Source organism: Nocardioides aquaticus (assembly GCF_018459925.1).
GTDB lineage: Bacteria > Actinomycetota > Actinomycetes > Propionibacteriales > Nocardioidaceae > Nocardioides > Nocardioides aquaticus.
Genome location: NZ_CP075371.1, coordinates 2,920,281 through 2,934,072 on the forward strand (window position 1 = coordinate 2,920,281; position 13,792 = coordinate 2,934,072).

At 63.5% G+C, this 13,792-nt stretch carries 11 protein-coding genes and 1 pseudogene; 6 read left to right on the top strand and 6 right to left on the bottom strand.

Annotated features, from left to right (window positions below):
* Positions 1–221: 221 nt before the first annotated feature.
* The 3 genes from mobF (at position 222) to ENKNEFLB_RS14185 (ending at position 3,567) form a co-directional block, all read left to right on the top strand.
* Entirely contained in the window at positions 222–2,846 is a 2,625-nt protein-coding gene (gene mobF / locus ENKNEFLB_RS14175) for a MobF family relaxase (RefSeq protein ID WP_246535554.1), read from the top strand.
* Between the two features lie 278 nt (positions 2,847–3,124).
* Entirely contained in the window at positions 3,125–3,373 is a 249-nt protein-coding gene (locus ENKNEFLB_RS14180; protein WP_214056001.1) for a hypothetical protein, read from the top strand.
* Entirely contained in the window at positions 3,370–3,567 is a 198-nt protein-coding gene (locus tag ENKNEFLB_RS14185; RefSeq protein WP_214056002.1) for a helix-turn-helix domain-containing protein, read from the top strand. The genes ENKNEFLB_RS14180 and ENKNEFLB_RS14185 overlap by 4 nt, the downstream gene beginning before the upstream one ends.
* A 94-nt stretch (positions 3,568–3,661) precedes the next feature.
* On the opposite strand, the gene ENKNEFLB_RS14190 is transcribed toward ENKNEFLB_RS14185, so the two are convergent.
* From ENKNEFLB_RS14190 to ENKNEFLB_RS23050, 3 genes and pseudogenes are all read right to left on the bottom strand, one after another.
* On the bottom strand, positions 3,662–4,690 hold the full coding sequence (locus tag ENKNEFLB_RS14190; protein ID WP_214056003.1) for a hypothetical protein: 1,029 nt from the start codon (positions 4,688–4,690) through the stop codon (positions 3,662–3,664).
* Between the two features lie 71 nt (positions 4,691–4,761).
* On the bottom strand, positions 4,762–6,075 hold the full coding sequence (locus ENKNEFLB_RS14195; protein ID WP_246536025.1) for an AAA family ATPase: 1,314 nt from the start codon (positions 6,073–6,075) through the stop codon (positions 4,762–4,764).
* A gap of 291 nt (positions 6,076–6,366) precedes the next feature.
* Positions 6,367–6,690: pseudogene (locus tag ENKNEFLB_RS23050) on the bottom strand (translation initiation factor IF-2 N-terminal domain-containing protein); the annotation flags it as partial.
* Between the two features lie 213 nt (positions 6,691–6,903).
* On the opposite strand from ENKNEFLB_RS23050, the gene ENKNEFLB_RS14200 reads away from it, so the two are divergent.
* Together ENKNEFLB_RS14200 and ENKNEFLB_RS14205 are read left to right on the top strand one after the other, a co-directional pair.
* A complete protein-coding gene (locus ENKNEFLB_RS14200) occupies positions 6,904–7,491 on the top strand; it encodes a hypothetical protein (protein WP_214056005.1) in 588 nt (195 codons plus the stop codon).
* Positions 7,492–7,599: 108 nt separating this feature from the next.
* Positions 7,600–8,145, top strand: a complete 546-nt coding sequence (locus ENKNEFLB_RS14205; protein WP_214056006.1) for a hypothetical protein — start codon at positions 7,600–7,602, stop codon at positions 8,143–8,145.
* 889 nt (positions 8,146–9,034) lie between these two features.
* On the opposite strand, the gene ENKNEFLB_RS14210 is transcribed toward ENKNEFLB_RS14205, so the two are convergent.
* Together ENKNEFLB_RS14210 and ENKNEFLB_RS14215 are read right to left on the bottom strand one after the other, a co-directional pair.
* Complete coding sequence (locus ENKNEFLB_RS14210) at positions 9,035–9,916, bottom strand: TIR domain-containing protein (protein WP_214056007.1); 882 nt, start codon at positions 9,914–9,916, stop codon at positions 9,035–9,037.
* A gap of 123 nt (positions 9,917–10,039) precedes the next feature.
* Positions 10,040–11,232, bottom strand: a protein-coding gene (locus tag ENKNEFLB_RS14215; RefSeq protein WP_246535555.1) for an IS3 family transposase whose coding sequence is annotated in 2 segments (ribosomal slippage) — positions 10,040–10,951 and positions 10,954–11,232 — 1,191 coding nt in all. Because the reading frame shifts where the segments join, the coding sequence is not laid out codon by codon here.
* A 511-nt stretch (positions 11,233–11,743) separates the two neighbouring features.
* Here ENKNEFLB_RS14215 and ENKNEFLB_RS14220 point away from each other — a divergent pair.
* Entirely contained in the window at positions 11,744–12,310 is a 567-nt protein-coding gene (locus tag ENKNEFLB_RS14220; protein ID WP_214056008.1) for a competence protein CoiA family protein, read from the top strand.
* Between the two features lie 27 nt (positions 12,311–12,337).
* On the opposite strand, the gene ENKNEFLB_RS14225 is transcribed toward ENKNEFLB_RS14220, so the two are convergent.
* Positions 12,338–13,632 (bottom strand): IS3 family transposase gene (locus ENKNEFLB_RS14225; protein ID WP_246535556.1). Its coding sequence is split into 2 segments (ribosomal slippage): positions 12,338–13,353 and positions 13,353–13,632, totalling 1,296 coding nucleotides; the frame shifts between segments, so codons are not numbered across the junction.
* Positions 13,633–13,792 lie beyond the last annotated feature (160 nt).

Genomic DNA, 13,792 nt, shown 5'->3' on the forward strand with positions numbered 1-13,792 from the left:
GTGACGAGCAGGGCCGATTGTGGAAAGCCGTGCCCAGAACCGTGCAACGACGATTCCAAACTGAGCGGCACGCATGCTACGAAGGTCCGTAGATCGGTCCGCCCCTCGGGGCGGGCCGAACGTCGTTTCAAGGCTAGGTGACGACGGCTGACGGGCGGTGACGAGGCGTGCACGGTGGGGTCAAGTTCTACCGCGGCTCCCCTTCCGCGGCGCGCTCCTACGTGGAAGCTGACCGCTCCCGGGTCGACGACTACTACCTCGCCGAGGGCACCGGGGTCGCGACCAGGTACGTCGCCACCGCTCCCCCGGCGGTGGGGGGACGCAGCATCGCCGCAGTTCAGGACGGGGGGACGCTGGACGGGGACGCCTACGAGCGGTGGGTCGCGGGCTACGACATCGCGACCGGTGCCGCGAAAGGTCGGCTCCGCACGGACGAGCGGGGTTTGCGGTTCGTCGAGGTCGTGGTGAACGGTCCGAAGACCTGGTCGCTGGCGGCGACCTTGCACCCGGAGATCGCCGCCGCCTACGACGCATCCCAGGACCGTGCCGCGACCGAGATCATCGCGTGGCTCGCCGAGCACGCCACCACCCGGGTCGGGCCCCGGGGCCGGCAGGTGCAGGTGCCGGTCGAGCAGCTCGAGGCCGCCGTGGTGCGGCACTACACCTCCCGTGCCGGAGACCCGCACCGCCACCTCCACCTACAGATCAACGCGCGTGTCTTCGCCGCCGGCCGGTGGCGGGGGCTGCACTCAGTGGGCGTGGTAGACAGCATCGAGGCGATCAACGGGATCGGGCACGCCGCCGTCGCGTGCGACCCCCAGTTCCGCGAGACCCTCACCGCCCACGGCTACACCCTCGACCCCAAGTCTGGTGAGATCACCCAACTCAAGCCTTATGCCGGCGCCTTCAGCGCCCGCGCCGCGCAGATCGGCCGCAACATCGACCGTCACGAGGCCGCCTGGCGCACCGAACACCCCGGCGAGGAACCCGGCCCGCAATTACGTCGCGCGTGGGATCGCCGAGCCTGGGCAACAGCGCGACCCGACAAGGTCATTCCCACCGACGGCGCTCAGCTGGCCGAGCGGTGGCGCGACGAGCTCCGTGGCCTCGGGTTCACCCCACCCCACTCCCCCACTCAAGACGGCCACCGACCGTGGGCCGCGATAGGTCGTGTCAACCGCACCGCAGTGGCCGACCTCGTGCTGACGAGGCTCGGGGCCCGGCGGTCGGCCTGGAACGCAGCCGACATCCGGGGCGAGGTCGAGCGAATCATTGCCGTCGCCGGCATCGTCACCCCGGCGCCAGTACGGCGCGAACTGGTTGAGGACCTGACCAGCCGCACCGTCGACCGCTGCGAACTCCTCCTGACCCGAGAAGACGTACCCGAGCACATCCGCGCCCTCACCTCCCACGACGTGCTCGACGTCGAGACCGAGCTGGTCACCCGCCTCGCCGCGCGCGCCGAGCAACCCGCGACCCCCTCCTGGATCGGCCTCCTGGCCTTCGGACGCGAACTGGACCCCGCACAACGGCGCGTGGTGGCCGCGTTGACCGGCACCGGGCCACTCCTGGTGATCGAAGGTGCCGCCGGAGCGGGCAAGACCAGCACCCTGGACGTGGCGCGACGACTCGTCGAGATCCGGTCGCACCGACTCGTGGTAGCGACACCGACGCTGAAAGCCGCCCGGGCAGCCGAGGCACAGCTCGGTACCGACGCGTTCTCTGCCGCATGGCTTGTCCACCAGCACGGGTACCGCTGGGACACCGACGGCCGCTGGACCCGCACCAACGCGCAGCCGGACACGCGGGCTCGGTTGCGGCCTGGAGATGTACTACTCGTCGACGAGGCCGGCATGCTCGACCAGGACACCGCACGCGCCCTGCTCACCATCGCCGACCAGGCCGACGCTCGCGTCGCGTTCGTCGGCGACCGCCACCAGCTCCCCGCCGTCGGCCGCGGCGGAGTACTCGACCACGCCGCCCGCTGGGCACGCCCCGAGGCATGTCTCGCCCTGGACACCGTGCACCGGTTCAGCGATCCCGAGTACGCCGCCCTCAGCCTGCTCATGCGCACCGGGCAGGACCCCGGCACGGTCTTCGACGCGCTACACCGACGCGGCCAGATCGCCGTCCACCGCAGTGAGGTCGAACGCCTCGCTGCCGTCGCCGAGACCGCCCAGGACGGCGGCAGGATCATCGCCGACACCCGCGAACAGGTCACCGCGCTCAACGCCGCGATCCGCGACCAACGCGTGGCCACCGGCCAGACCGTCTCCACCAGAGCACTCATCACTGCAGCCGGCGAACCCCTCGGCCTCGGCGACCACATCACCACCCGCCGCAACGATCGCAACCTAGGCGTGGCCAATCGCGACCAATGGACAGTGACCGGCATGCACAACGACGGAGGACTCCGTGTGCATGGACGCGGCGTCGAGCGAATACTGCCCGCGCCCTATGTCCGCCACCATGTCGAACTCGCGTACGCCACCACCGTCCACGGTGCCCAAGGCGAAACGGTCGACCACGCCCATCTACTCATCGGTGAAGCCACCGGCGCCGCTGGGGCGTACGTCGGCATGACCCGAGGCCGTCGCACCAACACCGCCCACCTCGTCGCGGAGAACAGCGACGACGCCCGCGACCAGTGGACAGCTGTGTTCGCGCGCGACCGCGCCGACCTCGGACCAGCCAGCGCGCGTGAACGCGCCCTCGAGAACATCGGTCGCCACGGCCCTCACGCATCCACCCGCCAACAGCTGCGCGACGAGCATCGGACCGACGAGCACCGCGAGGAGCGTCTCCGGCCGCCGTCAGCGCCACCCGCCCACGGATTCAGAATCTGACAGGAGCCGCACGTACGTCGCTCTCCGGGCAGTGCATCGGGCCGCCACGTCCTGGCATCCCTTCCGAAGGCGCGCACATGACTTGAGTACACACGAAGCTCCCCACCCTGCCGCCAGGCAGGGGCGAGAGGCCCGGAGCATCACCCGCCAGCGTTCGACTCCTAGTGCATCTCAGGGACACCGGCAGTCCACCGCTGACCACGATCGACCGGCCGCGGTTGATCCCACCAGTACCCGTACAGACATCAGTGGGCACACGCATAGCGAAGGAGACGCCCGTGCAGCCCATCCAGATCCCGCCCGAGTGGAACGACAACGGCCTGCTCACCTTCGAGGACTTCTGCACCCTCATCCACACGCCCCAACGCACTGTCCGCGACTGGCGACGGCGCAGCGTCGGACCTCGCTGGGCGCGTCTGGACGGCTGCGGCCGGCTCTACATCACCGTCGCTGAAGCACGCCGCTTCCTCACCTCGGCAACAACCGACCACTCGAACCCCACGACGCGCGAGGCCGATGCATCATGAGCAGGAAAACGGAACTCCCGGTCTATGTCAGTCTCGAAGAGGCCGCCGAGATCATGTCCCTCTCCACCAGGACTATCCGACGCCGCATAAGCGATGGCACCATTCCCGCCTACCAGTGCGGCCGACGTCCCATCCGCATCCGTCTCGACGAGCTGGAGGCCGCGTTACGGCCTGTCCCCTCGGCACGGCGCTGACGAACCCGGGGTGCTGCACTTCGCCCACAATGACGCTGCCATACCCGGTAAGTCGAGATGCAGGCTGTTCCAACACTGGCAGTGCGCGCGCGTCCTACCCAAGCATGCGGGCAATCTGCGACACCCACATTCGAACCACACTTCGGTCGCCATGCTTGAAGTGCCGCATATGAGACAATCTATTACGAACTGGAATCACATCTTGGCCAAATTTCGTCCACACGACTGGCGCGAGGCCCAAGTTGTCGAATTGATTTGATGTAACGATTTCGATGAGTTCCCCCAGGCTCAACCATTCAATTGGATCTCGCAATTCCTTCGAAGATTTTATTGATACGGAACCATCAATCATCGCGCGTCCCAAAACCTTTCCATTGAGATCGCCGTGAAGCACACTACCCCGCCACTTGTTCCCAAATTTAATTACCGCAGCACTGCGCAACGCCAATCGGATGGTACGTTCGATCGTCCAAAGATCACTAGCGATCTCGTCTAGCTCGGATTGCGGTTCGAGTTGTTCCGCTAGCGTCGTTGCTAACTCCTCTCGAAGCTCCCCAAACCGCAACGGCGCGGTTAATGCGTATGGATCCCCCTCGCAGCACAGCGCAATTCCGGCACCACGTAACGCCTCAATCTCGCGAGCGTCAAGAACGTCAAAGATTGCAGATGGTCCGAGTTGTCCGTCGTACATCGCACGATCAAGTGACGCAAGCACTGCCACCCCCAACTCGGTTAGCGATGTTCGATATACGGCACTCAATGACGCGCCTAGTTGAACCGCCGGGTAGACGGACTCTGGATCTTCGTTGGTTGCCGGCAACGTTTCCAAGAAAAATGGTGACGCGTCATCAATCAATGAACTTCCGGGTACTGGCGCGAATGCGACACGAGGAGCCGACGACCAAAGACACACTTCAACACCGCGGCTGAGCAACTCGGAAACTGTTTGTCGCAGCCTACCGAGAGTCGGTTCGATGAACTGACGCGTCGCGTACCGCTCTAGTCCCGTGACGTGGATTTGCCTATCGGTTGACTCTGGATCGAGGCTGCCGACGTCAACAACAACTGAGGACATTTCCCAGACGCGCTCCGTTAGGCCTGCAAACGCGGCGCCGTGCTGCACGAATACTAGTTTGTGACGCCTCAGTCGCTCTTGCAGTTCGAGGCGCGTCGCCCCTGCGTGATTTTCGATACTCATAAGAACTGCAGTACTGGCGTGAGTTCGAACTGCTGACCTCGCCGCTCGACCAATCCAAGGCTGAGAAGGTGACCCAAGGCCGATGGCAGCTCATCCGCAAACGCGGCGAAGTCGTCGTTGTTCGTCTCGAGCACCTCAAGCAGGAACGCCTCGTCCGGGTAATATCTGCGAACGTGGTTCACCATCTCCTGCATGTGGCCGGCTATGACTAGACGCCAGTCCTCTAGCGCCTTAAGGACGTCGACTCGGTCCATCTGCCGGTGAAACACGTCGAGCGGCAATCGAAGCACGACATTCGACGCTAAGTGCCTGTACAGGTACGCATGTCCACCAGTGGCTTCGTATAGAGCTTCTAACGCTCCCTCAGAAATACCGATTCCCATGCGCCTTCCAACTGATAGCGCAAGCTCATCCGCCTCGTACCGCTCAAAAGGTGATACGAAGTTGGACTTTGCCCAAGAGAAGAGCGGATTCGGACGTCCAAACAGCCGACCGCTTTCTGTGATTGCGCTCGTCAAACCGGACAGCACGAAGGTGAAGTTGGAGTTTTCCTGAACCAGACTGCGGAGAATGCCCAGGAATTGAGCAACGGAGGTCATGTCGCCCTCCTGAACGTCAATCCGGTCTGAGGGAGTGAGATATTCGATCTCATCTAGCATTAGGACCACACGCACACCATCATCCGCATTTCCACGAAGAATCTTTTGCAATGCACGTTTAAAGTCGGTCATTGAGGCGTCGGCAGCGAGGCTGCCCAACTCCTTCGTGCGTAGTTGCCGCGATCGGAGTTGGTCCAGGATGTCCAGCCGCAGATCTCGAATGAGTTCGGGTATGGGATCGTCTGGCGGCGAGGGTAGACTTTCTAAATCTCGTAGAACCACAATAGAAGTGGGACTCTCAAGGACTTCTGCTAATTCTGTGAGGACGCTCGTTTTTCCTGCCTTACGCAGCCCGTAGAGACCCGTAACTCGCTGGTTCTGAATATCATCCTTTAAGGACTGCAAAAGTTTGCGCCGCCCAAAGAACCGTTCACCTCTGACGGGCGTGGTCTCGTAAAATAAGTCTCTCGAGAAGGTATAGTCGCGGAGAAGCGAGACAAAGCTCACCGGGTCATCAGGATCTGCCAGGATCAACGGAATAGTCAAGAACCCGCCAGTTGACCAATCGTCGACTTTCTCTCGAAGTCGCGGGTCTGGTGACCAAAAGAACATTATGTCGGGTGTTACCTCGCGCGGGAACTCCTTTAGTGCGCTTCGAGCGGCTTTGAACGTGCGAATTTGCAGGTCCTTATGGCGGCTATAGAAGAACATCACCTCACGCGTTAGACCAAAAGCAGCCTCAATAGCGCCACTGAACCTAACCAATGCTACATAACTGTCCTCAAATGAAGGTACCTTGCAGGGACCAGCATAGAAAAACTGCGACCCGAGTCGCGTTAGGGCTTGCTGGTGTTGTGCAGCGACCGGGAAGTCGCGTACCAATCGAGAAACGTTTCGTAGAACATCCTCATGGGAGGGCGCACGAACGGCGCCAGCATTCCACCCTACAACTCTTGAGGATGACGAACCCTTGAGTCGGTCTCCCAAGTCCCCGTAAGCCAGCAAGACGCGCTCTGCTACATCCGGTCGCACACTCGTACTTGCGCTTCGGGCAAACTCGCCGAGCTCAGCCAATTTCCTGATCACGTCACTCGACGTGACCCCCAGTTGCTTTGCCAACTCGTGTACACGGACGGTCATGGAGCCCCCTTTGGTGGCGATAGTCTCGCACGAGGTCATACAACGAAGTCGACATTGACGCGCTCGGCAACTATCCATGACGTGCAGTCCAGTCAGAGGGGGCGCATCGGACGTGCCGATAGAGCACCCTGTCGGCCGGTGGCAAGCTCGCGCAGACCGCGGGGCGGTCTGGAATGGCCAGTGCATTCCACCCCGGGTGCCCCCTCGGGCTGTAACGGTCAAAGGTGCATCCAGTGTGTCGTTGCACCAGCGACTGGTGCAGCGAGCCGACCCGGCGTCGCCGCCGAGACGACCATGCCAACCCAGGCCGTTCACGCGTCCATGGCCTACCCCATCCAGGTAGCCGGCTGCGAGGTACGAGGTCGTGAATGGTCGTTTGGCCCTTCGTTCGAGCCCGCCATGACCCCGACCCAGTTAGCCGCGGTCTCCTTCGATGGGCCCCACGGGCCGCCCAGCGAGCTCCGGCCCACCATCATTCCGGATCCCGGCGGAAGTGGGCAAGGTTCGTCCGATCGGTCCGACGCCGAGGTGAGCCTAGTGCGCCAGCTGTCTTGCCGCGATGATGGACGCGGGCTGGTGGTTCGCGGAGGGGGAGCAGTGAACGAAGAGGATTACACCGCAGCGCTCAACGAGCTCTACAGATCAATCGGGGAACTTGATGAGCCAGATCTTTTGCAGAGCGTCGTCCTGGCGAGCACGGAGGGACGCACCGGACGGATCAGAATGCTGCGAGCCATGCAGGCCTTGCGACGCGAGTACGAGACTCGGTCCGCCCGCGCTGAGAGGGTCTTATCCCGGTTGAATGAGGTGGTCAGGACCGACGCGGGCGGTGAGGTCCAGGGCATCTCCATTGTTATCGACGAAGATGTGAAATCCCCTCTCGCTCGATCCGTCGACGTGACGGCCGAGGGTCGACAGTTGGACGAGATCGTCGATCTGCTGACCGACCTGATGAATGACGTTGAGGCCGACGATGACTCTCGATGAGAAGGCGTTCCGACGGAAGCTGAACGGCCTCCTGCGCACCATTCCCGGGGGTGGTGGGCGCAGTGTCATTCCCCCCGAGCGCTCAAGGGCAAGTTGTACGAAATTTGGGTGGCGATCGAGATCATGGATCAGCTCCACAAACTAGAGGGCTACGTCCCAACTATGCGCCGCGGCACCCGTCTCGTTCTGCGCAACAAAGGCGGTGGCATCAGCATGGCGTACACGAGTTTCAAGCTCACGCATCCGACTGAGACCGACCTCGAGCTCTGGACGGACATCGAATTCGTTGCCATGAGTCACACTCAACTGGGCTATAACTACCCACCCGCGCCGGCGTTCTACCACGAGCTTGACCTCGTGATTGTGGAGGCGGGCACGACCGGGCGCCCCCGCCACGATGAGATCGTCCTTGCGGTCGAGTGCAAGAACACGTCGACCTTTGAGAAGCGGATGGCTCGGGAAGCCTTGGGCCTACGCCGCGAGCTGAGTCTCCTCGTCGCGGCGTCAACTCGCTTTCAGCAATGGCCATATCACGACGTGCACGCGGAGCCCGCGTCAGCCCTCCTCGTCTATGCCGACGACCCCGCCGTAACCAACTTCAACGGCCCTGGTCTTCTATACGGCATTCACTTCGCGCACCTCGCTGCACCCTAATCCGATGATGGCGCCAGCCACTTAACTGGGCCGGTCAGGTAAAGCATCTCGCCGAATCTCTCATCAAATCGGATGCGCCTCGGTTACCAATGGTGAGCAAAACTTCGATGGCGACCGCCGGACTCAAGTTTCGTGGGGGGTGGCGGACTTGGCCCCTACAAGGCCTGTTTCCTACCGCCGCTAAGCGGCGTAACTGCTGTTGCGTCCGCGCAGGCACGCTACGGGTCGATGACGGGGGCCACTGGCCAGCTCTTCGCGATATCGAGTCACAAGGTTGACGACAGCCAGAACAACGCCTCCACGAGGCCGTTATGAGGACGCACGTGACTCCTCACTCAGACGGCGGTCACACGGTTGTTCGCAGTTTCACGCAAGAGACCACTTTCCCGTTCACGAGGCGAGACCACGCGAATTGAACTATTGCATCAAGTGATGTCCTCGATCCACGCGGACGGGCGTTCCCGGCGGGGTGCCGTCGCGGAGGTTCAACCCGATCCCCATTGCTCCGCGAAGGCCGTCCTAACTCAGGGACTAGTTCACGCGGTTCCGCCGTCGGCGGACGTTGACCGGCCAACGTCACACCCTCCCGTCCCCAAGAGGCATTCGCTGGTCTGAAGCATGGTTAGAGAGCCTGGACTAAGGCAACGGCGACCCGATGCGGCCAGCCCTTATACTGAGGCCGCTGTTCGATGGACTGAAGGCCTTCGCCCAGGAGGCGAAGTGGCGAGACGCCCAAGGTGCCGGAAGTTCAAGTGAGCGGCCGAGGCGCGGTGGGTCCTCGTTAGTGAGGGCTCGCCCCCGAGTCGCGCTCGGGTTGGAGCGCCGCCCCCGTCTAGGCGCGGGCCATGATGATGGCCCCACCTAGGCGGGGGCCCGCCCGGTGAGAAACTCAGTCCAGGAACGGCGACTCTGCCGGGGGCCTTAGAAGTGCCATGTTTACGCGAAGACCCGCCCGGTTGAGTTCCGCGGCGAAGTCCCGCAGATCCTCGCGAGTCTTGACTGGGGCACCCTTCGACATGTCGAAGGTTCGCCCCTTCGGGGATGCCAATTGGAGCGTCTTTTTGTTGTTGGCCAGGAACTTCCAACCTTGCGAGACCGCGTTGTCGAAGAGCAGTTCGAGTTCTTGGTGCAGCACCTTGCTCTCCAGCCCGTCCGATTGAATAGCCGTCCGGCGCCCCGTCCTCGCCGATCGTGAGCCAGAACCGGCAGTCTTGGCCGTCTTTGTCTTTGGTCGCGAGGCGACCACACCAACGTCGTGCCCACCGTTTGGCTCGTCCAATGTGATGGCCTCGCCGCCCCGGTTGGTGCGCCCGTGTTTCAAAATTGCCCGCTCCACCGAAAGCACCGCGCTGTTCAGGGCAGCAGCGATGTTGTTGTCACTCCGCTCGGTGTAGTGCAACCGGGTAAGCCCGAAAACGTCGGACGGCAACCTCAACTCGGAACTGGTGGCGAGCAGGAAGGTGCGCTCCAGCCCGAGTGCGCCAGCGAAGAGCCCGAACTCCAAGATGACGTTGTCGCGCACGGCGGCCGACTCCGCGCCGCGGCTCACTGTCATGTCGTCTGGGGTGGCGATCAGGACGGCGTAGTCAACGTCGCGCGCTACTTCGAGCAGCGACGGCAGCGCATACCCGGACGGTTCAAAGACGTGCTGCCAGAGGACAACCTCGCATATCCTACGGGTCTCCAACTGGTCCTGCAGGTTGGCCGCGACCCGCTGCCCCTCCGAGGATGAGCCAATGAATAGTCGGACGGGGCGAGTGGGAGCAGGCACCGTCCAACCCTAGGCGAGCGCCCCTTCAACCGCCCGAGCGTCTTGCGTTTCGCAGGCGAACCATGCCAAGACAGCTCGTACGGGACTGCCCCAGGTTTGGTTGACACTCGGGGTTGATGGTTCTCAGGCCGCGTCTGCGGCTGCGTAGATCATCTCAAACTCGATCGGGGTGAGCTTGCCGAGGGCTCGTTGGCGACGGCGGCGGTTGTACTTCGTTTCGATCCAGCTGACGATCGCGAGGCGCAGTTCTTCGCGGCTGTCCCAGCGGCGGGTGTCGAGGACGTTCTTCTGCAGCAGCGAGAAGAAGCTCTCCATGGCTGCGTTGTCACTGCTCGATCCGACTCGGCCCATCGAGCCGCGCAGCCCGTTGTTCTTCAGCAGGCGAACCACCTTCTTGGAACGGAATTGAGATCCTCGGTCGCTGTGCACGATGGTTCCCTCCGGTGAGCGCAGGGCGATCGCGTTGCGCAGCGCGGCGGCAGCGAGTCCGGACTTCATCCGTGAGTCGATGGAGTAGCCGACGATCTTGTTGGAGTAGCAGTCCTTGACCGCACACAGGTAGAGCTTCCCCTCCCTGGTGGGGTGCTCGGAGATGTCGGTGAGCCAGACCTGGTTCGGGCCGGAGGTCGCCCCCACGAAGTCGTGGCTCACCCGGCCCTCCTCATCGACGCTCGCGAGCAGGTCGTCATGGACAGCCGGACCGGGCTTGCCGGCCTTACCCCGACGACGGTGGTGGGAGGCGAAGACCCCTGCGGTTGAGCACAGTCGCCACACCCGGTTCTCGCTGGCGGTGATGCCGACGTCGGCAAGCTCGTCGGCGACGAACCGGTAGCCCAGGGTGGGGTCATCGGCGTGGATGCCCAGCACGACGTCGATGACGTGTGCGTCATCCCAGTCCCGTTGGGACACCGGGTCTTTGAGCCACTTGTAGTACCCCTGGGGCGACAGCCCCAGGACCCTGCACGCCACCGCGACCGGCACCCTGATGCGGGCACCGGTCGCGGCCATCTCACGGACGAGCGGGAAGACTATTTTCCCGGCAGGTTCGCCTGCGACAGATAGGCAGCTGCCCGGCGCAGGACCTCGTTCTCCTGCTCCAGCAGCCGGATCCGCTTCTTGGTCTCACGCAGCTCGACACGCTCAGCGTCGGTGAGGCCGGGACGGTGACCGTCCTGGACATCAGCACGCTTGAGCCAGTTCGACAGCGTGCCTTCAGAGATCCCGAAGTCCTTCGCGATCTGGGACAACGGAGCCTGACCCTTACGGGCCACTGCCACGACATCGTCGCGGAACTCCTTCGGGTATGCCTTCGCCATGGTCGACATCCTTCCAGCGAGGACGGATCCTCACAGGTCAGGTGTCAACCAAAGTCTGGGCAGACCCTACAGCAGCGACTGGCCACCGTGAACCGGTACTAGCCAAGACCTATCGCCGCCTCAGGGACCCGGGACGCTCCACACAGATCCGCTCCTCTCGCGTGTGCATCTTTGTGACCTTGATGTTGCGACGGTGGTCCGAATGCGCCACGTAACCCACCCGTCACCAGGGGGTGCGGATTCAGCCGGCAGCAACAGCCCCAATCCGCCAGCGACGTCGGACCTCTCTGGCACTCTCGGGCACATGCCAGGCGCCGCTCATGACGCAGCCACCCTCGCCGCCTTCCAATCCGGCGAGGAGAGACTCGTCTACGCCCGTTTCCGGTCACGACCGAGTGCCGCGCCTTACTACTTGACTGAAGGTGGAGCTGCCGTTGTCGGTTTCCGCGCTTGGGTGACAGAGCATCTCGAGTGCCTTATGCCCAGTTGCTCCGATCGCCGACTCGTCCTCGTGAATCGCGCAGCTTCAGGACGTCGCGACGGCTTCAGTCATCGCGCAGGGTCGGGTGGACACGCACCGGAAAGTCTGTTCCACCAGCAAGGTAAGGCAGCCATCTTGGCCTGGGTCTCGAGTCGGTATCCGCATGTCGTCGCAGCCGCCGAAGTCCCTCTGCCGCAGCGATCGCGGGTCGCCGACGTGATGCTCACTTGGCCAGATGGCGCTCAGGTTGCCGTTGAAATCCAGTACGCGCAACTTGGAATTGAGGAATGGACCCAACGGAATCAGGCGTACCTGACTGCTGGCGTCACGCCGGTCTGGCTTTTTGGCCACCATGGCGCACAGATGCGGACCAGCGCGACGACCGAAGGGGCAACCCTGGTCAAGCTGTCCACCCTCCACCAACACATGCTCGGCCAAGGCGCTCAGCCGCTGTGGATCAACCCGATCGACGCAACCCTCGGCACGCCATGGGCCCGCGTCGCTCATCCAGATGGTGGTGCAGAAGGCGCCCTAATCAACAGCTTTCAAGTCCATTGTCCGTTGGGGACCACGGCAGCTCGGTTTGCTGTGACCTGAATCGCCCCGGGTTTCGTGGAGGCTCGGTTACGTGGAACCAGCCCCGGTCGGGACGGGTAGCTGAGGGTAGTTCTGCGGCGTGATCTGGGACCAGTGGTTGGTCTCGAACTCGGCCGGCGGGACGAGTCCGATCTCGCCGTGCAGGCGTCGGTGGTTGAACCAGTCGACGTACTCGGCAACCGCGATCTCGATGTCGCCGACGCTCTTCCAGCCGCCCTTGGGGCGCATCACGGGGTTGCGGATGCACTCGGCCTTGAACAGCGAGTTCAGCGCCTCGGCCATCGCGTTGTCATACGAATCGCCGCGGCTGCCCACGGACGCGACGGCCTCTGCTTCGGCGAGCCGCTCGGTGTAGCGAATCGCTCGATATTGGACCCCGCGATCTGAGTGATGGATCAGCCCGGTGACGTCCTGGCCGGCGCGCTGGCGGGCCCACAGGCCCATATCGAGGGCATCGAGTGCCAGATCGGTACGCATCGAGGTCGAGACCTGCCAGCCCACGATCATCCTGCTGAAGACGTCCAGGACGAACGCGACGTAGGTCCATCCCGCGTGCGTGCGGACGTAGGTCAGGTCGGCCACCCACAGCTGATTCGGTCCGGTCGCTGCGAACTTCCGCTTCACCAGGTCCTCGGGCCGCTCGGTCTCCGCACCGTCGCCGAGCGTGGTCTTGCGGGTCTTCTCCCGAGGGATCCCGCGCAGGCCCTCGGCGCGCATCAGCCGCTCCACGGTGCACCGCGCCACCTTCACGCCCTCGCGGTTGAGCTCGGCGTGGATCTTCCTCGCACCGTAGACACCCAGGTTCGACCGGTGCGCGATCTTGATGTCGCCGACCAGCTCGGCATCGCGGACCGTGCGCGCCGAGGGCGGCCTGGTCCTGGCCGCGTAGTAGCTGTTTGGGGCGATCTGCACGCCGGCCTTCTTCAGCACAGCGCAGATCGGCTCGACCCCGACCGCGCGCCCATCGACCACGTCGTGTCGATGGGCCTCGAGGTAGGCCACTACCTGGTGGTGGGGCGGTCGAGCTCCGCCGCGAAGAAAGCCGAGGCTGTCCTCAGAATGTGGTTGGCCCGGCGGAGCTCGCGGTTCTCTCGCTCCAGCTCGGCCAAGCGCTGAGCATCCGTGGTCGTGGTGCCAGGACGAACGCCACCGTCGACCTCGGCCTGCCGGACCCAGTTGCGCAACGTCTCGGGGTGCATCCCGAGCTGCTCGGCAACCCGAGGGATCGCGCCCTGCCTCGTATCCGGATCCGACCGCAGTTCCACCGCCATCCTGGTGGCCCGCTCACGCAACTCGTCGGGGTACTTCCTGGGTGCTGCCATGACTCTCATCCTCCATCGGTTGAGAGCCTCCACCAGACCCGGGGCGATTCAACCGCCCTATGTGAGGCGTCTTTGGACTCCACACGGGGCATCGTTACCGCGACCAGTTCCAAGCTTGATCTAGCGGGTGCCGCCCTAGATCAAGCCGTGGCTGAATCTC